The organism is Streptomyces sp. NPDC006544, assembly GCF_040611715.1.
Lineage (GTDB): Bacteria > Actinomycetota > Actinomycetes > Streptomycetales > Streptomycetaceae > Streptomyces.
Window position 1 is genome coordinate 40981 of the sequence record NZ_JBEXOV010000032.1, and the last position, 24120, is coordinate 65100.

15 protein-coding genes and 1 pseudogene are annotated in these 24120 nt (G+C 71.9%); 2 read left to right on the forward strand and 14 right to left on the reverse strand.

Translation table 11 applies throughout. From position 1 onward, the window contains the following. Nucleotides 1–71: 71 nt before the first annotated feature. Nucleotides 72–674: a TetR/AcrR family transcriptional regulator gene (locus tag ABZY44_RS17325; RefSeq protein ID WP_356654560.1), complete on the reverse strand. Its 603-nt coding sequence runs from the start codon at nt 672–674 to the stop codon at nt 72–74. 139 nt (nt 675–813) lie between these two features. Here ABZY44_RS17325 and ABZY44_RS17330 point away from each other — a divergent pair, with 139 nt between their 5' ends. Then, nucleotides 814–2367, forward strand: coding sequence for an MFS transporter (locus ABZY44_RS17330; protein ID WP_356654562.1), 1554 nt, complete (start codon nt 814–816; stop codon nt 2365–2367). A gap of 150 nt (nt 2368–2517) precedes the next feature. On the opposite strand, the gene ABZY44_RS17335 is transcribed toward ABZY44_RS17330, so the two are convergent. The 8 genes from ABZY44_RS17335 to nrdR form a co-directional block, all read right to left on the reverse strand. Continuing rightward, nucleotides 2518–4353 carry a DUF4173 domain-containing protein gene (locus ABZY44_RS17335; RefSeq protein WP_356654564.1) on the reverse strand — a complete coding sequence of 612 codons (1836 nt, stop codon included), beginning with the start codon at nt 4351–4353 and terminating at the stop codon, nt 2518–2520. Nucleotides 4354–4577: 224 nt separating this feature from the next. Then, nucleotides 4578–5492, reverse strand: coding sequence for an ADP-ribosylglycohydrolase family protein (locus ABZY44_RS17340; RefSeq protein WP_356654566.1), 915 nt, complete (start codon nt 5490–5492; stop codon nt 4578–4580). A gap of 11 nt (nt 5493–5503) precedes the next feature. Beyond that, a complete protein-coding gene (locus ABZY44_RS17345; RefSeq protein ID WP_356654568.1) occupies nt 5504–6163 on the reverse strand; it encodes a histidine phosphatase family protein in 660 nt (219 codons plus the stop codon). A gap of 49 nt (nt 6164–6212) precedes the next feature. After that, nucleotides 6213–6818, reverse strand: a complete 606-nt coding sequence (locus ABZY44_RS17350) for a YdbC family protein (RefSeq protein ID WP_356654570.1) — start codon at nt 6816–6818, stop codon at nt 6213–6215. Between the two features lie 32 nt (nt 6819–6850). Continuing rightward, complete coding sequence (locus ABZY44_RS17355) at nt 6851–7675, reverse strand: arylamine N-acetyltransferase (protein WP_356654572.1); 825 nt, start codon at nt 7673–7675, stop codon at nt 6851–6853. 150 nt (nt 7676–7825) lie between these two features. After that, the gene (locus ABZY44_RS17360) at nt 7826–8974 is read right to left on the reverse strand and encodes a hypothetical protein (RefSeq protein ID WP_356654573.1); all 1149 of its coding nucleotides are present in this window, start codon (nt 8972–8974) and stop codon (nt 7826–7828) included. Between the two features lie 178 nt (nt 8975–9152). Continuing rightward, the gene (locus ABZY44_RS17365) at nt 9153–12044 is read right to left on the reverse strand and encodes a vitamin B12-dependent ribonucleotide reductase (protein WP_356654575.1); all 2892 of its coding nucleotides are present in this window, start codon (nt 12042–12044) and stop codon (nt 9153–9155) included. A gap of 166 nt (nt 12045–12210) precedes the next feature. Continuing rightward, complete coding sequence (gene nrdR, locus ABZY44_RS17370) at nt 12211–12723, reverse strand: transcriptional regulator NrdR (protein WP_356654577.1); 513 nt, start codon at nt 12721–12723, stop codon at nt 12211–12213. 481 nt (nt 12724–13204) lie between these two features. Between nrdR and lexA the strand changes: the two genes are divergently transcribed. Continuing rightward, entirely contained in the window at nt 13205–13996 is a 792-nt protein-coding gene (gene lexA / locus ABZY44_RS17375; protein WP_356654579.1) for a transcriptional repressor LexA, read from the forward strand. An 86-nt stretch (nt 13997–14082) separates the two neighbouring features. Here lexA and ABZY44_RS17380 read toward each other — a convergent pair whose 3' ends face one another. From ABZY44_RS17380 to ABZY44_RS17400, 5 genes and pseudogenes are all read right to left on the reverse strand, one after another. Continuing rightward, the gene (locus tag ABZY44_RS17380; RefSeq protein WP_356654581.1) at nt 14083–16053 is read right to left on the reverse strand and encodes an ATP-dependent DNA helicase; all 1971 of its coding nucleotides are present in this window, start codon (nt 16051–16053) and stop codon (nt 14083–14085) included. A 52-nt stretch (nt 16054–16105) separates the two neighbouring features. Then, a pseudogene (locus ABZY44_RS17385) lies at nt 16106–18099 on the reverse strand (IucA/IucC family siderophore biosynthesis protein). A 121-nt stretch (nt 18100–18220) separates the two neighbouring features. Beyond that, nucleotides 18221–18877 (reverse strand): GNAT family N-acetyltransferase, encoded by a 657-nt coding sequence (locus ABZY44_RS17390; RefSeq protein ID WP_356654583.1) that lies wholly within the window; start codon nt 18875–18877, stop codon nt 18221–18223. A gap of 31 nt (nt 18878–18908) precedes the next feature. Next, the gene (locus ABZY44_RS17395) at nt 18909–20999 is read right to left on the reverse strand and encodes an IucA/IucC family protein (protein ID WP_356654585.1); all 2091 of its coding nucleotides are present in this window, start codon (nt 20997–20999) and stop codon (nt 18909–18911) included. Between the two features lie 1695 nt (nt 21000–22694). After that, a complete protein-coding gene (locus tag ABZY44_RS17400) occupies nt 22695–24011 on the reverse strand; it encodes a diaminobutyrate--2-oxoglutarate transaminase family protein (protein ID WP_356654613.1) in 1317 nt (438 codons plus the stop codon). Nucleotides 24012–24120: the final 109 nt, after the last annotated feature.

The following is a 24120-nucleotide window of genomic DNA, read 5'->3' on the forward strand; positions in this document are numbered from 1 at the left end:
CCAGCAAGGTTACGCCGACCCGCGCCGCCTGCACACCCCGGCCCCCGTCACACCGCGGACGGGGCCCCCGCTCACGCCCTGAGCAGCGGAACCATCACCCCGTCGATCATCTCGGCGATCTCCGCCTCTTCCCATTCGCTCCCGCACACCTTCGTGCGGTACATCATCAGCGCCGGAATGACGTCGACGAGAAGCGGATCAGTGGCATCCGCCCGCACGTCCCCCCGACCGATCCCCCGCCGCAGCAGTTCGCCGATCAGCCGGTGCGCCGGTTCGTGCAGCCCGGACCAGATCAGGCCGCGGAACCGGTCGGCGTTGACGTGGTCGCACTCGTGAAGCACCGCCCGCAGCGCCTGTCCCGCCCGCGAGTACATGACCTCCCGCATCCGCACGCACAACGCGTACAGGTCCTCGCGGATCGATCCCGAGTCCTCGATCTGGCCGAGCGGCGGCAGCCGCGTCCGCAGGGCCTCGGCCACCAGGTCCGCCTTCGAGGGCCAGCGCCGGTACAGCGCCGCCTTGCCGGTGTGCGCACCGGCGGCGACACCTTCCATCGTGAGGGAATTCCAGCCAACGGTGCCCAGCTGTTCCAACGCGGCGTCCAGGATCGCCCGTTCGAGCTCGGGCCCACGCCTGCGCCCCGGAGACGCCGCCGACCAGCGTGAAACCGTCACGTCCGCTCCTCCGTCCGACGCGCGCGTCCCTCGCACGTATTTTCAGCCTTAGTGAACGCTTGCGTTCACTAAGGCTGACTCCTACGGTGGACTCGCTGTGAACGCGTACGTTCACTATTTCACTTTGGGGGGATCCACAGTGACGACTCCTCAGCTCTCCAAGTCCCGAATACCGGGCGCGGCCCGCCGCGAGGGGCGCACGGGAGTGGCGCTCGCCGTCATCGCCGCCTGCCAGCTCATGGTCGTCCTCGACGCGACGATCGTGAACATCGCGCTCCCGCACATCCAGACCGATCTCGCGATCTCCACCACCGATCTGTCGTGGGTGATCAGCGCCTACACGCTCGCCTTCGGCGGCCTGCTGCTGCTCGGCGGCCGAGCCGGCGACATCCTGGGCCGGCGCCGCGTCTTCATGACCGGCATCCTGCTCTTCACCGTGGCGTCCCTGCTCGGCGGATTCGCCGAGCAGTCCTGGCAGTTGCTCGCGGCCCGCGCCCTCCAGGGCATCGGCGGCGCCATCGCCTCCCCGACCTCGCTCGCCCTGATCACCACGACCTTCCCCGAGGGGCCCGAGCGCAACCGCGCCTTCGGGGTGTTCGCCGCCGTCTCCGCGGGCGGCGGCGCCATCGGGCTGCTGACCGGCGGCATGCTCACCGAGTGGCTCGACTGGCGCTGGGTCTTCTTCGTCAACGTGCCGATCGGCATGCTGATCGCGGTCCTGGCACCCCTCTACATCAGCGAGTCCGAACGCCACCCCGGCCGCTTCGACATCGCCGGAGCGCTCACGTCCACCGGCGGCATGGCCTCGCTCGTCTACGGATTCATCCGCGCCTCCCAGGACGGCTGGCGCGACGCCGTGACCATCGGCTCGTTCGCCCTGGCCGTCGTCCTGCTCGCGGCCTTCGTGCTGATCGAGTCCCGGGCCGCCGATCCGATCATCCCGCTGCGCATGTTCTCCCAGCGCAACCGCGCCGGCACTTACGTGATCATGCTCAGTCTTGCCGCCGCGATGTTCGGAATGTTCTTCTTCATCGTCCAGTTCGTGCAGAACGTACTGGGCTTCTCACCGATCCAGTCGGGCATAGGCTTCCTGCCCGTCACGGTCGCCATCGTCACGGCAGCCGGTATCTCGCAGCGTCTCCTGCCCCGCTTCGGCCCCAAGCCGTTCATGGTGGCCGGCTCCGCGCTCACCGGTACCGGCCTGGCGTGGCTGACCTTCATCGGAACCGACAGCTCGTACCTCTCCGGAGTACTGGGCCCGATGCTGCTGTTCGGCTTCGGCATGGGCCTCAACTTCGTCACCCTGACCCTCACCGCCGTCTCCGGCGTGGCCCAGCAGGAGGCCGGCGCCGCATCCGGGCTGCTCAACGCCAGCCAGCAGGTCGGCGGGTCGCTGGGGCTGTCCATCCTGGTCACCGTCTTCGGGACGGCCGGCCGCACCGAAGCCGAGCAGCAGGTTCCGGCCTTCATGGCTCAGGCGGACCAGGGGCAGCTGGCGGCCTTCAAGAAGAGCGGCCTGCTGCCCGACCCCTGGGGGGACCTGGTCCTCACCCACGGGATCGCCACCGCCTTCATCGCGGCCGTGGCCATGGCGGGCGTGGCACTCGCCACCGCGCTCGTGGTGATCCAGGTGCGCAAGAGCGACCTGGACGCCCTCAACGGAGCCGCCGCCGAAGCCGGTCCGGCCGCCTGAGCGGCACGGTCGCATCATGGACTGCCCCGAACAGGGCAGTCCCGGTCAGGGCAGTCCCGTACAGGGCAGTCCCGGCCAGCCGGTCCCGCGAGGAGCGCCCGGCGCGGAAAGCACCGCGCCGGCCCCTCGCGCACACACCTCTCGCGCGTCCTAGTACTCGGACCGGCTGCCGAAGGTGCCGAGGCGAGAGCACTCCTGGTACGAGGCCTTCACCGGGCGATCGCGCAGGATCTCGCGGGCCCTGCGCTCCCCCAGGCTCATCGCGTACCAGGGCACGTCGTCGCCCTCCCTCGCCAGTTCGTTGTTGATCCCGCGCAGGGCGCAGGAACGCTGGGGCTCGGGCAGCCGGTCCAACCCAGGCACCGCGTCCGCCGACAGGGACTGGAAGTACGCCAGGTCGATCTTGCCGTCCTGTACGTACCGCGTGACGTTGCCCTCGGCGATGATCCCGTCCGGGGACAGCAGCCCGAAGGCCAGTACGGCCGCTACGGCGCTCCCCGCGACCGCTCGCGGCAGCCAACGGGCGCCGGCCACCCCGGCGGCCATGATCAGGACGATGACCAGCCCGAGCCACAGCTCCATGCCCGCGACCGAGACGCGCAGCCGGGTCAGCCCGTACGCGTCCACGTAGAGCTCCATGCGGTGGAGCGCGGAAGCGACCACGACCAGGGTCAGCGCGCACAGCGTGCCGAGCACCACCCGCACCAGCCGCCGGTCGCCGGCGCCGCCGCGCGGAGCCCAGCGCAGGGCGAGCGCGATGACGAGCAGGGTGAGCAACGTGGCCCAGAGCAGCTGCCAGAAGCCCTGGCGCGCGTACTCGGCGTAGGTGAGGCCGGTGGCCTCCAGGACCTTGCGGTAGCCCCCGAACAGGACGGCGAGCTGGACGGCGTTGAACCCGGCGAAGAGCAGATTCAGCAGGACGAGCGGAAGGGCCCACTCGACTCGGGAGCGCGCCTTGCCGGGGGCCATGTCGATCCGGTCCCAGCGGGAGGGTGCCACGGCGGTCCGGGCGACGGCGATCGCGACGAGGGCACCGAACAGGAAGAGGAGGAAACGGAACGGCCCCTCCGCGCCGCCGACATCGGGGGTCAGACCGTTCAGCAGATCCGCGAAGGCGGCGTCGGCGGAGGCGAACAACGTGCCGAAGAGCACCAGCAGGACGACCGCCACCAACGAGGCCTTCGCCACCGGCAGCCAGCGGTCCCGGTTCCCCGCACTGCGCGCGCGCACGCCCTTCCAGACCCAGCGCACCCCGAGCACCGTGGAGTCGACGAGACCGACCGGGCTGAGCAGGATGCCGGGCCAGGTGCGGCTGCCCTGCAGGGCCAGCGCACCCGTGAGGACGGCGGCCAGGAGCGCCAGGGTGGACGGCCAGCCGGAATCGCGCAGCGCCGGCACGGCGAGCAGCGCCAGGCAGCCGATGGCCCACAGCGCGGTCCACGGGCGGAACCCGCGGCCGGCCGCTCGGGCGGACAGGTACGCGGCGACGAGGGCCGGCGCCACCGCGATCAGCAGGCCGGGACCCAGTCCGTCGCCGAGCAGCAGGGCCGCGGCGACGCCGGAGGCGAGGACCGCGGCCAGCACGGCGGCCGGGACAGCGACCGCGTCGACGGGCCGGACCTTCTCGGCCCAGCCGAGCGGGGCGAGCGACCATGCGCCGGAGGCGGATCGTTGCTTGCGCAGCTGGTAGACCTGCCAGGCCTTGGGATCCCACCCGGGCGGCGCGGGCGGCATCGGCGCGGGCTTCTCCGTCGCCTCCTGCGGTGAAGTCGGGCCCGCCCCTGGTGGAGCGGGCATGGGCGGCCCGGATCTTGCGTCGGCCCGCGGGGCCGGCCCGGTCGGCGGAGCGACGGCCGCGCCCTTGGCCGCGTGCACGGCCTGAGCTTGCTCCGCCGCGCCCTCGGCCGTGTTCCCGGCCGTGTTCCCGGACGAGGCGTGCGCGCCCTTCGCCGCGACGCCGTCCACCGCATCGGTGTTCTCTGTCATCGGGTTCCCCTCCCCTGTCGGCCACCCCACGTGGTCCGGTGGGGGTGGCGAGGCCGACAGAGTAGGCCGAGGACATGCAGTTTTGAACAGGATCAAAAGATCTCTGTGGCAGGACCGTGACAATCGGACCGACGCGTACCGCCCCCGGGCCCCCAAGGCCGGCACGTGCTGGTGCGGGCGGCACGGGCCGCCCCGGACCGGCTCGGGACCGTTCCGGACCTCCGTTACCGCGCCGTCTCCGGCAGCCAGGCCGGGATGGCCTCGGTGCGCGCCAGCCAGGCGGAGGGGAGCACGGCGTCACCTCGCGCGCCCAGTACCCCGCCGACGATCGCGCAGGTCGTGTCGACGTCTCCGCCCACCTGCGCCGTGGTCCAGAACGCCCGCTCGTAGTCGTCCAGGCTCCGCGCCGCGGACCAGAGGGCGAAGGGCACGGTGTCGTGTGCGCTGGTGCGGCGCCCGCAGCCCAGTACCGCCGCGACGGTGGTCGCGTCGCTGTAGTCGAGCATGTCCCGGGCCCGGCGCAGCCCCGCGCCCACCGCACTGCGCGGTACCAGCGCGATCACCCCGTCCAGCAGGTCGGCGGCCTTCGGCGGTCCGGCCGGACCGGCCGCGAGGGCGGCCGCGGCGGCGACGGCCATCGCGCCGCACACCGCCTCGCGGTGCTGGTGGGTGGTGTAGGCGGAGATCTCGGCCTGGTGCGTGGCCTGCTCGGGGTCGTCGGCGTACCAGGCGCCCAGCGGGGCGACCCGCATGGCCGCGCCGTTGCCCCACGAGCCCTGCCCGTTGAACAGTTCGGCGGCGAGCGTGCGCCAGTCCGCGCCCTCCCGGACCAGGCGCAGCATCCGGTTCACGGCGGGCCCGTAGCCGCGGTCGAAGTCGTGGTGGTGTGCGAACGAGGCGGCCAGGGCGTCCTGGTCCACCCGCCCGTGCGAGGCGAGCACGGCCACCACCGAGCAGGCCATCTCGGTGTCGTCGGTCCACTGCCACGGATCGCTGCCGGCCGGCAGCTCGCGCCGTTTGAGCAGCGGGTAGTTCACGGGGACGAAGTACTGGGAGCCCAGGGCATCACCCAGGGCCAGCCCGCGGAGGCTGGCCATGGCGCGCGCGTAGCGCCTTTCGGAAGAGGAGTCAGAGGTCATCGCGCGTCACTTTAGCCGTCCAGGTCATAAGGCTCGGGTGTGGTCCACCGCTCAAACGGGCGGTCCATCCGGTACCGGCCGTCCCGGCCGAGCAGGAGGACCCGGTATTCGCCGTTCCCGGGATTGGAGAGGGCCTCGAACTCGGCCACGGACCAGTGGAACCAGCGCATGCAGAACAGCCTCATGGTCAGCCCGTGGGTCACGAGCAACACGTTTTCCGGATGGTCCGGCGCCTCGAAGCTGCGGTAGAGGCTCTCCAGGAAGGATCCGACCCGGTCGTAGACGTCGGCCCCCGACTCCCCCTGAGCGAACCGGTAGAAGAAGTGCCCGTAGGCGTCCCGGTACGCCTTCTGCAGCCGTACGTCGTCCCGGTCCTGCCAGTTGCCCCAGTCCTGCTCCCGCAGCCTCGGCTCCTCGCGCATCCGCACGCGCGTCGGGTCCAGGCGCAGGTCCCGGAAGGTCTGCAGGGTGCGGCGGTACGGGGAGACGTACGCGCTGATGTGTTCGTCGCCGAAGAGTTCCCGCAGCCGGACGCCGACGTCCGCCGCCTGTTCGTGCCCGTTGCGGGTCAGCCGCAGGGCGTGGTCGGGCTCCCGCTCGTACACCGTGTCGTCGGCATTGCCTTCCGATTCCCCGTGGCGGACAAGGACGATGCGCCGTGGTCGTACCATCCCATGACCCTATTCGGCCACTCGCGGGCATGCCGAACGGGCACGCCGGTCACACCGTCCAGGCGGAGTCGAGGTCGACCACGTCCCCGGTGAGCGCCTCCACGTCGGCCTGGATCTGGGCGCGCAGCGAGAGCCGCTCGACCCGCTCCTGGCGGTACTTGCCGTGTTCGGCGGCCTTCCGCCACATCGACAGCACCAGGAACTCGCGGCCGGGCGCCTCGCCGAAGAGGCCGCGGACCATGCCGGGCGAACCCGCCATGGCCGGGTTCCACACCTTCTCCTGCATGAGGGCGAAGTGGTCCACCCGGCCCTCGCGCACCCGGGTGTGGGCGACCCGGACCACGTCGGCGTCGGTGAAGCGGGGCTCGAAGCCGGTCTTCACATCGAAGCGGTGGTCGAAGAGCGTGACGCGCGCGTCGGTGTAGGTACCGTTCTGGGAAGCGGCCAGCCGGTCGTGCGAGCGGGCCATGAAGGAGTCGTAGAAGGAGCGGCTCTCCCAGAACGCGAAGACGTGCGCCACCCCCTGCCGGCCTCGGCTCCAGCCACCGCCCTGCCCCCGGAATCCGGGTTCGCCGGGCAGCCCCGCCCATTTGCGCTGCCCGCGCTCGAACCCGCGTCGGTCCGTCACCGTGCAGCGAATCCACTTGACCAGCACGGCGCCATCGTACGGGCCCGGCAGGGCCTGGGTCAGTCCCCGGCGCGGTACATCCGCAGGAGTTCGGCCGCGTCCCGCTCGGGCAGTCGAAGACCGAACTCCCGCTCGAGCAGGGCGAGCAGTTCCCCGGCCGCCACGGCCCGCCGCTCCACCCGCCCGTCGGGCAGCAGCCGGGACAGCTCCCGCCCCACGAGCGCCGACCGGACCCGCTCACCGGGGTACTGGACGATGACCTGGCCCACGAAGGCGGAGCGGGGGTGCGAGGAGCTGTAGTGGTTGAGCACGACGTAGTCGACGGGGTGGTAGGGCTGCGGGGAGAAGGCGTACAGGTCCCGCCAACTCCCGTCGCGGGACACGCAGAGCACGAGCACCCCGTCCGCTTCCTCCCGGACGCGGAACACCCACTCCCCCTGCCGTACGTCGGCGCCGGGGCGCGCCAGCGGCACGGGTTCGCACGGGCCCTGCCAGCCGAACCCGGCGTCGCAGAGCCACGGCTCCCCTTCGACGGTGACGACGAGGACCGCGTGCGTCACCGCGAGGAGGGTGTCCCCCCGGGTCCGGTTGCGGGCACCGCGTCCGGAGACCTCGAAGCCGATCCGCTCCAGGGCAGCGGCCAGCAGCGTGTTCTGCTCGTAGCAGTAGCCGCCGCGGCGGTCGTGCACGAGCTTGGCTTCGACCGTCCTGACGTCCAGCGCGACATCGCGGCCGAACAGCACGTCCAGACTCTCGAAGGTGATCGCACCGGTGTGGGCCCGGTGCACTTCCTTCAACGTCCGCAGGTCCGCCAGGGGTTCCCCGCCCCGCCACCCGATCCTCGCCAGATAGGCGTCCAGATCCAGTTCGTCACCGCTCCACATGGTTCCCCCGCTCGGCGCACCGTGAAAATTCGGGGCCCCCTGCCGTGCCGGCCCCACCACAATGATCACCTCGACCTGGCTGCGCACCAGCCCCTCTCCACCCCCTGGTGTCCCCCGGTCAATCCCCCTGGCCTCGGCCCCGCGGATCCTCTACGGGCGGAGGGCGGGTACTCCCGGCGTACGCACCTCCCCGCCGGCTGGCGGGGAGCCGGCGAACGCCGGCAGCCGGCGGCCTGACGCCGTCCCCGCGAGCCGGACGATTTCGGCGTCTTCGGCCGCTAGGGCGTCCCGTGCCACCTCGCACCAGTCAGGACGCTCGAGAAGAGCCAGGTAGTCGTCCCGGTACGGCTGCCATCGCCGGACAGGCCCGATCGAACCTGCGTCACCGTCTTCCCCCAGGCCGCCCGCCAGACACGCAGCGGCGCAGTAGCGGCCGGCGGAAGGCCCGGCACGCTCGAGCAGCCGCAGATGCGCGGCCAGCACCGCTTCGGCATGGGGATAGCGTGACAGGGTCATTCCCATGCCCTGGCTGTAGGTCATCACCAGGAGGAGCCTGCTGGTGTGGTCGGTGACCTCGTCGTCCACGAAGGGCCCGGCGACGGCTTTGTGCAGGCCGGCAGCCCGGGCCACGGCGCCGACGAAGTACGCGTTGAGGAAATCGCCGTCGCACGCCTTGCGCAGGAGCCACGGCTCGGCGGCGGGATCGTCGAGTCGGCAGAGGGCTTCCACGACGTAGACCCGTCCCCAGCCGGTGACCCGGTCAGCGAGCCAGAGGAGGGCCTCGGTGCCTCCGGGCAGTCTTTCCAAGGCGTGTGCCGCAAGGGGGCCGAAATGGTTGGACAGCAGCCCGATCGTCTGGATCAGCGGGATGTCGTCGGCCGTTCCCACCGCGGCGACCAGGGCGAGCCCCACGGTGACCGAGCAGCGATCGGTTCCGTGCCGGACCAGCCACCGGCCCGTCTCGCGAACGCGGCGCCCGTCCGCCCGCCCGGCCGCGGAAGCGATGTGTTCGTTGGGGTGAATCGGCACGTGGACGCCCTCGAAGGCGCCGGCCAGTTCGCTCGGAAGCGCGCGGGCGCGGGCGAAATGCGCGTCCAGGACGAGCGCGGGGTCCCTGCCCGCCGAGCGCCGGTCCCTCGGCGCCTTCGGCTGAGGCCGGCCGCGGTGCGAGGCATCGTCGGGGTACGGTTCCCCGTCCCGCGGTAGCGGCTCACCCGGGGTCGGTCGGTGCAGTCGCAGCGCGTGCTCGAACAGCGGTGTCCTTGATCCGGGCAGTCCCTTCCCGGTCGTCTCGCTCATCGGCGGACGGTGGACTCGATTCTCTTGATCATGCCTGGAAGCCTGCCACCCCCGCACCCTCCGCGACAACCCCGAAAGAGAGGGAGCCGCCCCGGGGGGCGACTCCCTCTCTCACCTGCAGGTCAGCGCTCTGAGCACGGGCTGCTCAGTGGTGCATCGCGTGCAGTTCCGCTCGTTGTCAGCTGCAGCCGCTGGTGGAGCCGCAGCCCTCGCAGATGTAGCAGGAGCCGGCACGCTGCATCTTCGTACCGCAGGAGAAGCAGAGCGGGGCGTCGGCGGAGACGCCGAGCTGCATCTCGACCAGTTCGGCGTTGGAGTGCGCCGTCTTGGGGGCCGGGAGCGGGGCGACCGCGACCGGCTTCGGGGCCGGGGCCGGCACCGCCGCGAGCGGGGCCGACGGGGTCAGGGACTCCGTGTCGAGCTCGTTCTCGAGCGCCTCGTAGGAGCCGGTGTCCAGGTGGCGCTGACGCTCCTCGGCGGAGTGGATGCCGAGGGCCGAGCGGGTCTCGAAGGGCAGGAAGTCGAGCGCCACGCGGCGGAAGATGTAGTCGACGATCGACTGCGCCATCCGGACGTCCGGGTCGTCCGTCATGCCGGCCGGCTCGAAGCGCATGTTCGTGAACTTCGCGACGTACGTCTCCAGGGGGACGCCGTACTGCAGACCGACCGAGACGGCGATGGAGAAGGCGTCCATCATGCCCGCGAGGGTCGAACCCTGCTTGGACATCTTCAGGAAGACCTCGCCGAGACCGTCGTCCGGGTAGGAGTTGGCGGTCATGTAGCCCTCGGCGCCACCGACCGTGAAGGAGGTCGTGATGCCCGGACGGCCCTTGGGGAGGCGCTTGCGGACCGGCCGGTACTCGATGATCTTCTCGACCGCCGTGCGGATGGTCTCCTCGGCCTTCTCGGTGACCTCGGCCTTCTCCTCCTCCTTCTTCTTGGCGGAGAGGGGCTGGCCGACCTTGCAGTTGTCGCGGTAGATCGCCAGCGCCTTGACGCCCAGCTTCCACGCCTCGAAGTAGATCTCCTCGATCTCCTCGACGGTCGCCGTCTCCGGCATGTTGACCGTCTTCGAGATCGCACCGGAGATCCAGGGCTGGATCGCGGCCATCATGCGGACGTGGCCCATCGCGGAGATGGAACGCTCGCCCATGGCGCAGTCGAACACCGAGTAGTGCTCGGTCTTCAGGCCCGGGGCCCCGACGACGACGCCGTGCTCGGCGATGTGCTCGACGATCGCCTCGATCTGCTCTTCCGGGTAGCCCATGCGGCGCAGGGCCTGCGGGACGGTGCCGTTGACGATCTGCATCGAGCCGCCGCCGACGAGCTTCTTGAACTTGACCAGGGCCAGGTCCGGCTCGACACCCGTGGTGTCGCAGGACATCGCGAGACCGATGGTGCCGGTCGGCGCGAGGACGGAGGCCTGGGAGTTGCGGAAGCCGTTCTTCTCGCCGAGACGCAAGACGTCCTGCCAGGCCTCGGTGGCCGCGGCCCAGATGACGTTGTCCAGGTCCTCGGTGCGCGGCGCCACGGCGTTCGCGTCGGCGTGCTGCTTCATGACGCGCTTGTGCGACTCGGCGTTGCGGGCGTAGCCGTCGTACGGGCCGACGATCGCGGCCAGCTCGGCGGAGCGCTTGTACGCGGTGCCGGTCATCAGCGAGGTGATCGAGGCGGCGAGGGTGCGGCCGCCGTCCGAGTCGTACGCGTGGCCCGTGGCCATCAGCAGGGCGCCGAGGTTGGCGTAGCCGATGCCCAGCTGGCGGAAGGCGCGGGTGTTCTCGCCGATCTTCTGCGTCGGGAAGTCCGCGAAGCAGATGGAGATGTCCATCGCGGTGATGACGAGCTCGACGACCTTGGCGAAGCGCTCGGCGTCGAAGGACTGGTTGCCCTTGCCGTCGTCGTCGAGGAACTTCATCAGGTTCAGCGAGGCGAGGTTGCAGGACGTGTTGTCCAGGTGCATGTACTCGCTGCAGGGGTTGGACGCGGTGATGCGGCCGGACTCGGGGCAGGTGTGCCAGTTGTTGATCACACCGTCGTACTGGATGCCCGGGTCGGCGCAGGCCCACGCGGCCTCGGCGAGCTTGCGGAAGAGCGCCTTGGCGTCGACCTTCTCGATGACCTCGCCGGTCATGCGGGCCCGCAGGCCGAACTCGGTGCCGTTCTCGACGGCCGTCATGAACTCGTCGTTCACGCGGACGGAGTTGTTGGCGTTCTGGTACTGGACGGACGTGATGTCGTCGCCGCCCAGGTCCATGTCGAAGCCCGCGTCGCGCAGGGCGCGGATCTTCTCCTCTTCCTTCACCTTGGTCGCGATGAAGTCCTCGACGTCCGGGTGGTCCACGTCCAGGACGACCATCTTGGCCGCGCGGCGGGTGGCGCCGCCCGACTTGATCGTTCCGGCGGACGCGTCGGCGCCGCGCATGAAGGAGACCGGGCCGGAGGCGTTGCCGCCGGAGGAGAGGAGCTCCTTGGAGGAGCGGATGCGGGAGAGGTTCAGGCCGGCGCCGGAGCCGCCCTTGAAGATCATGCCCTCTTCCTTGTACCAGTCGAGGATGGACTCCATGGAGTCGTCGACGGCCAGGATGAAGCAGGCGGAGACCTGCTGCGGCTGGGGGGTGCCGACGTTGAACCACACCGGCGAGTTGAAGCTGAAGATCTGGTGCAGGAGGGCGTACGTCAGCTCGTGCTCGAAGATCTCCGCGTCGGCGGGCGACGTGAAGTAGTCGAAGTCCTCGCCGGCCTTCGTGTACGTCTTCACGATCCGGTCGATGAGCTGCTTCAGACCGGTCTCGCGCTGCGGGGTGCCGACCGCGCCGCGGAAGTACTTGCTGGTGACGATGTTGACCGCGTTCACCGACCAGAAGTCGGGGAACTCGACGCCACGCTGCTCGAAGTTCACCGAGCCGTCACGCCAGTTGGTCATGACGACGTCACGGCGTTCCCAGCTCACCTCGTCGTACGGGTGCACGCCCGGGGTGGTGTGGATGCGCTCGATCCGCAGGCCGCTCTTGGCAGTCTTGGTCCCCTTGGCGCGGGAACCTCGCGCCGAGCTGCTCGCCGTCTCTGTCATGCCGTTCCTCCCAATGCGGGCAAAACGCCCTAAAGTGCCAGCGTTATTCCGCGGCACGGTGCTGTGTCGTGTATCTACGTCTCTTCTCCCCCAGCTGTCGCTGGAGGGGCCCCCGGGCCGGCCGGCCGCTCCGCGGTGCGAGTGCAGCGCGGTGCGGGCCTGCCGGTCAGTCGGCGGCGGAGGCGGGCACGGGGACCGGAGCGGTCCCACCGTTCCCGCACTCTTCTGGGTGAGGCCGCGGCACGCGGAGTTCCGCGATGGCGGTCTCGAAGTCTTCGAGTGTGTCGAACGCCTTGTAAACGGACGCGAACCGGAGGTACGCGACCAGGTCGAGCTCCTGCAAGGGGCCGAGTATGGCCAGACCCACGTCGTGGGTGGTCAGCTCGGCGCTCCCGGTGGCACGCAGCGCCTCTTCGACCCGCTGGCCGAGTTTGGCGAGGGCGTCCTCGGTGACCGGCCGCCCCTGACACGCCTTGCGCACGCCGGAGATGACCTTGGTACGACTGAAGGGTTCGGTCACCCCGCTGCGCTTGATCACCATCAGCGAGGCCGTCTCCACCGTCGTGAAGCGACGAGAGCAGTCGGGGCACTGGCGGCGGCGGCGGATCGACGTGCCGTCGTCGGTGGTCCGACTGTCGACGACACGGCTGTCGGGGTGCCTGCAGAAGGGGCAGTGCATGGTTCCCTCACCCTCCTCTTGGCACGGCTGAATCACCTCACGAGGTCCCTGACCGGCAGAGTCGAGGCTCTGTCGGGGGCTCGTGAAGCAGCCACAAGCATATGCGATGTCGGGGCCCCCGGCAGACCGCGGACCACAACTCCTGGGTGGCAGCGCTCATCCAACCACTAGATCTGGGGTTGTGGTCGATTTTCGTCGCTCCGCGTGTCGCAACGTCCGATGGCCGGATACGGATCGTCGCGGTGCCACACTGGGCGCAGGCCCGGACGGTGGCGACCCGACCCGGAAGGGTACCGTAATGAGCGACTCCGGAGCCGAACCCGCGTTCGGCCCGAGCAGCCCCGCAGGCCGTCTATACACCCCACGAAGTAACCACGGCGAGCGATCTCTGATTTTTCACTCGAACGTGTGTTTGGCGCAACCTTTCGAAAGCAACTACCGTTGTCCAGCTAGGGAGAACATTTCGAGAGGGGCCGCCGACGTGACCACCACCGCAGACAGTGCCACCATCACTGCCCAGAACCGCTCCCAGAGCCGACTCGAGCCGGTGCATGCCATGAACGACGCAAGCCTTAACCCGGAGGCGGAGGCCGTGCGCCCCGCACGCTCACTGCCGGGGCGACCTCCAGGCATCCGCGCCGACAGCTCCGGCCTCACGGACCGGCAGCGGAGGGTCATCGAGGTCATTCGCGACTCGGTGCAACGGCGGGGCTACCCCCCGTCGATGCGGGAGATCGGCCAGGCCGTCGGCCTGTCGAGCACGTCGTCGGTCGCACACCAGCTGATGGCCCTGGAGCGCAAGGGCTTCCTCCGCCGCGACCCGCACCGCCCCCGGGCGTACGAGGTGCGCGGCTCGGACCAGCCCAGCTCGCAGCCCACGGACACCACGGGCAAGCCCGCGGCCTCGTACGTCCCGCTGGTCGGCCGGATCGCGGCCGGCGGCCCGATCCTCGCCGAGGAGTCGGTGGAGGACGTGTTCCCGCTCCCCCGCCAGCTGGTGGGAGACGGTGAACTGTTCTGCCTCAAGGTCGTCGGCGACTCGATGATCGAGGCCGCCATCTGTGACGGCGACTGGGTCACCGTCCGTCGCCAGCCCGTCGCGGAGAACGGCGACATCGTCGCCGCCATGCTTGACGGCGAAGCCACGGTCAAGCGGTTCAAGCGCGAGGACGGCCACGTCTGGCTGCTTCCGCACAATGCCGCCTACCAGCCGATCCCCGGCGACGAGGCCACCATCCTCGGCAAGGTCGTCGCGGTACTGCGCCGGGTCTGAATTCCCGCGCCCCCGTCCAGCCCTGGGACCTACTGCGCCGGTCCCAGGGCTGCTTTGTGTGCCCGTGCATGCCGTCCGCCGCTCGTCTACTTGCCCTCGGCCTGGGCGCTCGCGTCGATCGCCGCCAGAGAGCGGCGTGCCTGGTTGCGGTCCGTGGTGTACCAGAAGTCCGGCAGGGTGGCCCGCAGGAAGCTGCCGTACCGGGCGGTGGCCAGCCTGGGGTCCAGGATCGCGACGACGCCCTTGTCGCCGGTGGCCCGTACGAGGCGGCCCGCACCCTGCGCCATCAGCAGTGCCGCGTGCGTTGCCGCGACGGCCATGAAGCCGTTGCCGCCCCGCTCCTCGACCGACTTCTGCCGGGCACTCATCAGCGGGTCGTCGGGACGGGGGAAGGGGATCCGGTCCATGACCACCAGCTGGCAGCTGGGACCGGGCACGTCCACGCCCTGCCACAGCGAGAGGGTTCCGAACAGGCAGGTCTTCGGGTCCCCGGCGAATGTCTTGATCAGCTCGCCCAGCGTCTCCTCGCCCTGGAGCAGGATCGGGTTGTCGAGCCGGCCGCGCAGTTCCTCGGCGGCGGCCTTCGCACCGCGCATCGAGGAGAACAGTCCTAGGGTGCGGCCGCCGGCCGCCTCGATCAGCTCCGCGAGCTCGTCCATCATGTCGCCACGGGTGCCCTCGCGGCCGGGGGTGGCCAGGTGCTTGGCGACGTAGAGGATGCCCTGCTTGGGGTAGTCGAAGGGCGAGCCGACGTCCAGGCCCTTCCAATGCGGTGCGTCGTCCCCTTCCACACCCTCCGGGGACAGGCCCATCGACGCGGCGACGCCGTTGAAGTCCCCGCCGAGTTTGAGGGTCGCGGAGGTCAGGACCACCGAGCGGTCCTCGAACAGCTTCTCGCGCAGCAGGCCGGAGACCGACAGCGGAGCGACGCGCAGGGTGGCGCCGAAGCGGTCGTGGCGCTCGTACCAGACGACGTCGTACTCGGAGCCGGCCATGATCCGCTCGGCCACCCCGTGGACGCTCTCCACGGCGGCGAGGGCCTGCTTGCGGACGGCGTCCTCGTCGTGGACGGACTTGTCGCGGGTGTTGCCGATCGCCGAGATCACGTTGCGCGAGGCGTCGCGCAGGGCCATCAGCGCGTAGCCGAGGTCCTCGGGGATCTCCTCGAGGCGGCCGGGGAGCGCGAGCTCCATGACGCGCTCGAAGGTCTCGGAAGCCGTCTGGAGGGAGTCCGCGGTCTTCTCGTCCACCAGCTTCGCCGACCGCTTCACGGCGCGGTTGACCTGGCCGGGCGTGAGCTCCCCGGTGGCGACCCCCGTCACCCGCGAGACCAGTTCGTGGGCCTCGTCGACGATCAGCACCTCGTGCTGCGGCAGCACGGGGGCGCCCTCGATGGCGTCGATGGCGAGCAGCGCGTGGTTCGTGACGACCACGTCCGCGAGCTTGGCCCGCTCACGGGCCGCCTCCGCGAAGCACTCGGCGCCGTACGCGCACTTCGTCGCGCCCAGACACTCGCGGGAGGACACCGAGATCTGCCCCCAGGCCTTGTCCGAGACGCCCGGGGTCAGGTCGTCGCGGTCGCCCGTCTCGGTCTCGTCCGCCCAGTCGCGCAGCCGCAGCAGGTCCTTGCCGAGCTTGCTGGTGGGCGTGGCCGCCTCGAACTGGTCGAAGAGGCCCTCCTCCTCGTCCTGCGGGGCGCCCTCGTGCAGGCGGTGCAGGCACAGGTAGTTGGAGCGGCCCTTGAGCATGGCGAACTGCGGGCGGCGGCGGAGCTGCGGGTGCAGCGCCTCCACCGTCCGTGGGAGGTCGCGTTCGACGAGCTGGCGCTGGAGGGCCAGCGTCGCCGTGGCCACGACCACGCGCTTGCCGTGCGCGAGGGCCGGCACCAGGTAGCCCAAGGACTTACCGGTGCCGGTACCGGCCTGGATGAGGCGGTGGGAGTTGTCGTCGATCGCTTCGGCGACGGCTTCGGCCATGGCCACCTGGCCGGGGCGCTCCGTGCCGCCGACGGCGGAGACGGCGGCGTGCAGCAGGTCGGGGAGGGAGGGCTTCGTCATAGCAGTGCCAACCCTACGGGTCGCCACCGACAGCGACCGCACCGATGAAGACTCATGTGCGGTACAAGGGGTTCGGGACGGTGCCGTGGCGCACCGCGTTCGGGCGGTCGGGGCGGTCGCGGTAGCCGTCCTCGTAGAGACGGTTGCGGTTGAGGCACAGGCGCACGAGGCGTTCGCCGAGCAGGTCGAAGAGCTCGTAGCGCTCCTTCAGCTCCGGGAAGCGGGCCTGGTGGCGCAGGATCTCCGCCCGCACGAGGGACCAGAACTGCTCCTCGGGGACGCCGAGCCGGTCTTCGCAGAGGGCGGTGAGGTAGCGGAAGACTCCGATGAACAGTCCGGAGTGGATGAACTGGGGCAGGAAGTCCGCGGGCTGGGCGAGCAGCACCGCGCGGACCTCGTCGGGCACGGCGGACAGCTCGGGCAGGGGCTCGTCGCTGATGTTGACGTCGTCCACGAAGTCCTTGACCGCGAGGCGGACCGGCACGTCGTGCTCGTCGAAGATCACGATGACGTTCTCGCCGTGCGGGGAGAAGACGGTGCCGTAGCGGTAGAGGAAGTGGAGCAGCGGCGGCAGCAGGGCGGAGAAGAGGCGCCCCAGCCATGCGGCGGGGGCCAGGCCGGAGCGGGCGACGAGCTCGGCGGTGAACGAGCGGCCGCGGGGGTCGGTGTGCAGGAGCGAGGCGAGGGTACGGGCGCGCTCGCCGGGGGCGAGGTGGCCGGCCAGCGGCTCGCGCCAGATCGCGCCGAGCAGTTCCTTGTACTGGTACGGGACCTCGGGGAGCTCCTCGTAGACCGGATGGCGGACGGTCACGGAGGCGACCTCGCCGAGCAGGATCACTCCGCATTCGTCGCGCAGGAAGGGGTCGGCGTCGCGCAGCGAGTGGATCCAGGCGGTGACGGCGGGCGCGGCGAGAGCCAGGTCGGAGGGCAGGCCGCGCCAGACCATGGTGTTGAGGACGGAGAGCGGCAGCTTGACGCTGTGCCGGTCGGGGCGGGTGAGGTTGAGGAAGGTGCGAATCGACTGCTGCGGGAGGCGCAGGTCGGGGTCGGCGGGGAGCGGAACCAGGGTGCCCGCGGCAAGGGCCGGGGCGAAGAGGGGCAGGAGGACCTCGTCCCACTGCCAGGGGTGGACGGGGAGGTAGAGGTAGCCGAGCGGATCGAGGCCGCGGTCGCGCAGGGTGCGGTCGAAGACGGCGCGGGTGGCGGGGTCGAGCTCGGCGGAGTAGAGGCGCGCCGGGTCCTCGAGGCCGGCGGTGCCGCGGTACTGCGCGAGGGAGGTGTGGGCGGCGAGCCAGGGCAGGCGCTGGGGGGTGCGTGCCTCGGGGGCCCATGCGGCGGTGTCGGAGGAGGAGAGTCCTATCCGGCCCTTGTTCAGGACGAGCCAGGGATGGCCGGTCTGGTGGCCTTCGAGAGCGGGTGGTCGAGGTCGGCCAGGACGTCCGCGGTGAGTGCGGTGTGGTCGATGCGGGCATCGGCGGCGAGGGTCGCGCTCAGCTCACGGACCAGGTGGCCGAGGGTGGCGCCGTCGAGGCCGAGGAGGGCGCGGGCCCGGATGAGGAAGGCGTAGGGGTCGCCGAAGGCTGTCGGGGTTCCGGGGGCGGTCGTGGCGCCCGGGGCGGGGTGGCTCGCGGCGGCGGTCGGCGGCGGGGCGGTGGTCGGCAGTGGGGCGGTGACCGCGGGACCGGCCGCGGGGAGGGACGGGCCGGGGGTGAGGGTGATCGTGTCCGGTGAGACGTGCCAGCTGCCGTAGGCGCGGCGGCGGGCCCGGAAGCCGAGGATGCTGCCGTCGTCGAGGGTCAGGGTCCAGGTGTCGCCCAGGGCGTCCGGGGCCGGGGCCGGGGCCGGGGCCGGGGCCGGGGCCGGGGCCGGGGTGATGATCTCCTCGTACGCGAACTCGCCCAGCATCTTGGCGAGGAGGCGGCGGGCGGCGAAGTCCCAGGTCGGACGGTTCAGTTCGGGTGGCGTGAGGGGGTGTTGGGGCGATGCGGCCACGGCAGCCGAGAAGTGCGGGCCCGCGGAGCCGGGGGCTGGGGAGAAATTCGGCACGGAACTCCTCGAAGATCGGGAACTTAGCTGCGTCGCGCAGAGTTTTCGATGTGAGAGGTGCAGCAGAGAGGTCAGGAGCACGCGAGCGGGCTGGAGGATCCAGGGGGTGGCGCGGCGACCGTCAGATGAGGTTGCGCAGCGCCCGCTCGCGGATCATCAGGGCAGCGCGCTTCCCAGGCAGTTCGACTTCCGCGGAACAGCGGAATCCGGAGCTCAAGAAGGCTGACACGGAGGGGGTGTTGCGGATGTCCGGTTCGGCGATGACACGCATGCAGCGAGGGCGGTTGTCGAACACCAGATCGGCGACGGCGCGCAGGAGCGCGGTGCCCAGACCTCTGCCGCGGTTCGTACCGTCTCCGATGAGCAGGTGGATACCCGTGTCGTGGGAGCGCGCCGGGTAGTACGCGGAGACCGGGTCGAGGTCCGCCCGGTAGATCTCCCAGTAGCTCATCGGCGTGCCGTCGAGGAGGCCGAGGCACGGGATGCTGCCGCTGACCCCGTCCAGTTGTGCCCTCATGTGGGCGGCGGTGACGGCGACGGGGCCGGCGAGCTCCCAGTAGGCAGCGACCTGCGGGTCGTTCATCCAGCCGGCGAGCAGCTCGAGGTCCCGGCCCAGCCGTACCGGTTCGAGGCGGAAGATGCCAGCGTGGGTGATGATGCCACCCCAGCTCGCCGGGGAGTCGAGCAGGTCTGCTTCGGCGAGCCGGGGCAGCGACGCGGCGGCGAGGCTCGGCCCGAAGGCGTGGGGCGCGTCGATGTGGAAATCGGTGGAGGGCATCGGGGCTCTTCTCCGTGTCGGTTCTGGCGCGTCAGTCGTGAAGGGGGTTGGCGATGGTGACGTAGACGGACTGGGTGTCGACGGGGCCGACGAGCTCGTCGAGACCGCCCAGGCGGGTGAGCAGGTTCGCCTTGCAGCGCAGGGTGGGTGAGTCGAGCAGACGCGCGGGGAGCGGGCCGAGGTCGGTGGCCTTGCCGAGGAACCGGCGGAACGCGGCGAGCAGGACACGTTCGTCGGCGAGCCGCTGGGATCCGAAGGCTCCGATGAGACCGAGCACGTTGTTGATGCCGAGGTAGTAGGCGAAGCGTTCGTCGGTGACGGCGTCGGAGACGAAGGTGTCGCTGGCGCCACCGATACCGGGCAGCCGGCGCTCCAGTTCCGTGCGCCGTGAGTCGCGGAAGTAGTAGCCCTGGTTGTCGCGGTAGCGACCGCCGACCGGCCAGCCGGCCGGGTCGAGGAGGACCAGGGTGTTCTGCTGGTGCGCTTCGAGGGCGATACCCGCGAGGGCGTCGAACGCGAGGACCGGCCGGACGACGTGGTCGAGGTAGCGCAGGAACCACTCGGCGGACACGGCGGAGGCCGTCCGGCCGGTGGTGGCGGCGAGCCGCGCGACGGTCTCGGCGAGTCGGGAGCTCGTCGTGGTCCGGCCGGGCCACGGGCGGGGGGCGGTGAGTGCGGCGATGCAGAGGGCGTCGTCGCCCGGGCGGAAGGGGTTGTGACGCAGGAGGACGTCCAGGCCGGGGACGGGGGTGCCGTCGACGTCGTCCACGGCCACCCAGGCGGGGTCGCGGACGATGTCGAATCCGGGGTAGGCCGCTTGCCACTGCTCGGCGAGGCCGGTGCGCAGCAGCCGGTGGACTTCGATGCCGCGGTGGAGCTCCTTGCGGAGGTTCTCCCGGCGGGAGTTGGTGATGCGCAGGCCCAGGGAGAGCTTGAGCATCGCGGGGGCGCCGGGCTGGTGGACGGTGCGGATGGAGGAGGTCGGGTACCAGGGTTCGCCGTACGGACCGAGGTCGTGCAGGAGTCCCGCGTCGCGGAGGGCGGTGACTGCGGGGCGCTGGAGCAGGTCGCGGGCCTGCCACGGGTGAAGGGGAAGGGGGGTGGCGCCGTCGGGCAGCGGGAGCCCGGGGGCCATGCGGCCCAGCAGTCGGGCTGCGGAGACCGGGCGGCCACGTTCGGTCCAGGCGGAGTCGGTGGCGAGTACTCCGGGTGCGACGGCCAGCCAGTGCAGGGGGAAGGAGCCGTGCAGTTCGGGCGAATAGCGTCGCACCTCGGCTTCGGAGAGGCCTTCGCGGCTCTTCGGGGTCGGGTGCAGGGGATGACCGAGGAGGAGGGACTGTTCCGCGGTGAGGAACAGGTCGGTGGCGACGTCGGCGGGAGCTGACGGGCGTTGGCGGCGGTCGGTGATGAACTCGGCGGTCCGCTGAGCCGAGTCGGCGACCCGGCCGACGAGGTCGGCGCCGCCGGGCGCGCAGTTGCCTCGGACGATGCCGCCTTCGCGGGAGATCAGCGCGGCGAGGGTGACGGCGTCCACGGCAGGCGCCTCGACCGGGGCGCCCTCGAGCCGGGCGGGGCCGAAGCGGTGCCAGCCGGTGGTGGACCAGTAGCGGACCGCGACGAGCAGCGCGGTACCGGATGCGGGGAGGGGAACGCGCAGCACGGGACCCGCGGGCCGCCCGAGTCCCGTCTCGCGGACCCAGCAACGCAGCAGGTTCTCCGAGGCGGCGGCCTCGGCGGCGATCCTCGGGTCGGGGTGGTCCAGGGGGTCGGTCGCGCCCGGCCGGGGCCTGACGGTGCCGTCCTTCTGCCGGGGGACGTTGGCGGTGGCGCCTTCGCCGACCCGCGCCTCGGCTGCCACCCATGCCATGCCCGCCCCGGGCATGCAGGGCAAGTACTCCGCCGGGCCGGCGGCCCCGCTCACCGGCCTCGCGGACGGCCCTGCCGAGGCCTGGGCCCCGTCCCCGTCCGCTCCGGCCGGCGGGTGCGCGTCAAGCTGCCCTTGGGGGTGCTGCCCTGCGGCTCCGGCGAAGCCGAGCTGGGCCGGGTCCGACCCGGCGGATACCGCGTCCGTCGCGCCCTCGGCGCGTGCGGCCGAAGGCGCGGTGCCGGGCGGTGGCGCCAACCCGGCTCCTTGCACGGGCCGCCCTGGCGGTGTCCCGCCCGGTCCCGCGGGCGACGACGACCAGCATGAACTCCCCCCGACCACGAGAGCGGCCGCCGGCTCCGCGGAGCCGTAGTTCGCCGGGCGTGCTGGGTCCGGCGAAGGCGCGACGCTCCCCTGCGCGTGCGCAGGGCGGGAATCGTTCGAGGTGTCCTGCCCGCTCCGCGCCGCCTCCTGGCCGCCAGAGCCGAACGAGGCCGAAACCGCCGGGATCCCGACCGGCTCCCGGGGCGCCCCCGCATCATGGGAACCTGCGGCCACCGCAGCAGCGGCGAGCAGCGCCGGGGGCCGCTCGGCCGGGCACTCGGTTGTCCGGGCTGGGAGCGACGCGGGCGACGCGGGCTCCTTGGGCTCGACCGGACGAACCAGGGACGCGTCCGGCCCAGGCTCTGGCGCGGCAGCCGGCGGGAGCGACGCAGGCAGCCGGGGCTCCAACTCGCCGGGTTGGGCACCGGGGGATGCGGCTGACTCGGGCGTGTGGGCGGCAGATCGGGCCGGGAGCGACTCGCGTCGGCGCTGCAACTCGCCGGGCTGGGCTACGGGCGACGCGGGCGCGTCCGCGGCAGCTCGAGGCGGGAGCGACGCGGGCAGCCGGGGCTCCAACTCGTCGGGCCGGACCACGGGAGGTGCGGGTGACTCGGGCACTGGCGCGGCAGCTCGCGACGGAAGCCACTCAGGCAGCCGTGTCCCCAATCCGCCGGGCTCGGCAACGGGAGACGCGGGCGGCTCGGGCGCGTGGACGGCAGCTCGAGGCGGGAGCGACCCGGGCAACCGGGACTCCAACGGTCGGACCAAGGGCGACGCCGGCGGCTCGGGGTCCGGCGGGGCGGCGGCTCGGGGCGGGAGCGATGCGGGCACCTCGGACTCGCCTGGTTGAGCTGGGGACGCGGCGTGGGGGGCGGGCGGGGAGTTCCAGCCGTCCGGGCGCGGGAGGGGGGTGGGCTGCAGAGGCCGGGTGTCCATGTCGCCCGAGGAAGAGGGCGCGGCAGGGGGGATCGAGGTGGTCGACGTCGACGGGGTCCCGCTGCGGTCTGCCGGGGACCACGTGCTCGCGGCACTCGCGAGGGTGGGCGGGAGGGGGATCCGCAGTTCTGGTGCGACGGAGGGAGTCGGACGTGGGGATCGGGTGACGGCGTCGAGAGCCGAGAGCATCGGGGGGCCCATCGGCAAGGACACCGCGGGGGTGGTACGAGCCGATGTCGGTTCGTCCCGAACCGGCCGTACCGGCCGCGCTGGGCTGCCGAAGGGCAGCCGTTCGCACGCGCCCCCGGCAGAGGGCGGGCCTGCCGGAGGCATCACGGGTTCGCTCCCGCAGGCAGACGCGGAGCCCGGGGCGGTGGCCTGGGCGGGCGCGGCCAGGAACAGGGCCGGCTCGCCATCTCCGGCAGAGGGGGACGGCGACGGCGATGAGGAGGGCTCGGCGGGTGTGGCATGCGGCAGCACGGGCGTGCTCCAAACGGACGACGTGGAGCTGAGGGCGGGGGCAGGGGCGGGCGCGGGGGCGGGGGCGGGCCGAGGGGCGGGCGGCGCCGCGGGCGAAGACGAAGGCACCACGGGCGCAGGCCCAGGCGGGGGCGCAGGCGGGGGCGGCGGCGCAGGTGCCGCGGGCCGCGGGGGTGGGGGCGGGAGGGGGTGGGTGGGCATGGGGGCGGGTCCTTAGCGGCGGAGGGCGGCGGCAGCGGCGGGGATGGCGTCGGCGAGGCGGTCGAGGACGGCGGCGGCCTGTTCGTCGGTCAGGGTCAGCGGCGGGAGGAGCCGGACGACGCCGGCGTGGCGGCCGCCGAGTTCGACGATGAGGCCGCGGTCCAGGCAGGCCTGGCGGACGGCCACCGCGAGGTCGGGTGCGGCCTCCCCGGTGTCGGGGTCGACCAGTTCGACGCCGAGCATCAGGCCCCGGCCGCGTACGTCCCCCACGCACGGGTGGGCCGGGATCAGGCTCCGCAGGGAGGCGAGCATGCGCGCGCCCAGGGAGTGCGCGCGGGCCGCGAGGCCGTTCTCCCGGACGTAGGCCAGGGTCGCGGTACCCGCCGCCATGGCCAGTTGGTTGCCGCGGAAGGTGCCGGCGTGGGCTCCGGGAGCCCACTGGTCCAGCTCCGCCCGGTAGACGATCACCGCGAGGGGCAGGCTGCCGCCGATGGCCTTCGACAGCACCATCACGTCGGGCACGACACCGGCGTGGTCGACTCCCCAGAAGGCGCCGGTGCGCCCCACTCCCGTCTGGACCTCGTCGGCGATCAGCGGGATCCCCCGGGCCGCCGTGATCTCCCGCATCCGTCGCAGCCAGGCGTCCGGGGAGGGGTGGACCCCGCCCTCGCCCTGCACCGGTTCGACGATCATGCCCGCGGGCGCCGCGACCCCGCCCTTGGGGTCGTCCAGGAGGCTTTCCGTCCAGCGGGCCGAGAGTTCCGCTCCCTCGGGCCCGCCGACCCCGAAGGGGCAGCGGTGGTCCTGGGGGTACGGCAGCCGGGTCACGCGTACGTCGGTCGCCCCGCCCGAGACGTCCAACGCGCCCGCGGTCATGCCGTGGTAGGCCCCGGTGAAGGCGAGGAGCCCGGACCTGCCGGTGGCGGTGCGGACGAGTTTCAGCGCGGCCTCCACCGCGTCCGTCCCGGCGGGTCCGCAGAACTGGACGCGGGCGTCCGCGGCGAGGCCCGCCGGCAGATTGGTGAACAGCTCGGTGGTGAAGGCGTCCTTGACCGGTGTCGCGAGGTCCAGGACGTGCAGCGGGGCCCCCGAGTCGAGGACTCCGCGGACGGCTTCGAGCACCACCGGATGGTTGTGCCCGAGGGCGAGGGTGCCCGCGCCGGAGAGGCAGTCGAGATAGCGACGGCCGTCGGCACCCTCGATGGTCAGCCCCCGGGCGCGCACGGGGACGATGGGCAGGGAGCGCGCGTATGTCCGTGCGGCGGACTCCCGTTGGGCCTGCCGCCGCAGGATGCCCTCCCCCGCCGCCGTCGGAGCCACCCGGTCCACGGCGCCCTGCGCCCGGTTCGGCCGCGGTGGGAGGTGCGCTCCGGCCGCGGCCTGATCGCTCGTCAAAGCCACGAGTGTCGTCCCTCCCGCACGATTGCCCTCCCGGTCG

Coding starts and splice junctions, on each gene's coding strand:
- ABZY44_RS17335 (WP_356654564.1), bottom strand. CDS start 4,353: ATGACAGAGAACACCGATGCGGTGGACGGCGTCGCGGCGAAGGGCGCG.
- ABZY44_RS17380 (WP_356654581.1), bottom strand. CDS start 16,053: ATGACGAAGCCCTCCCTCCCCGACCTGCTGCACGCCGCCGTCTCCGCC.
- ABZY44_RS17355 (WP_356654572.1), bottom strand. CDS start 7,675: ATGTGGAGCGGTGACGAACTGGATCTGGACGCCTATCTGGCGAGGATC.
- ABZY44_RS17340 (WP_356654566.1), bottom strand. CDS start 5,492: ATGACCTCTGACTCCTCTTCCGAAAGGCGCTACGCGCGCGCCATGGCC.
- ABZY44_RS17360 (WP_356654573.1), bottom strand. CDS start 8,974: ATGAGCGAGACGACCGGGAAGGGACTGCCCGGATCAAGGACACCGCTG.
- ABZY44_RS17365 (WP_356654575.1), bottom strand. CDS start 12,044: ATGACAGAGACGGCGAGCAGCTCGGCGCGAGGTTCCCGCGCCAAGGGG.
- nrdR (WP_356654577.1), bottom strand. CDS start 12,723: ATGCACTGCCCCTTCTGCAGGCACCCCGACAGCCGTGTCGTCGACAGT.
- ABZY44_RS17390 (WP_356654583.1), bottom strand. CDS start 18,877: ATGCCCTCCACCGATTTCCACATCGACGCGCCCCACGCCTTCGGGCCG.
- ABZY44_RS17345 (WP_356654568.1), bottom strand. CDS start 6,163: ATGGTACGACCACGGCGCATCGTCCTTGTCCGCCACGGGGAATCGGAA.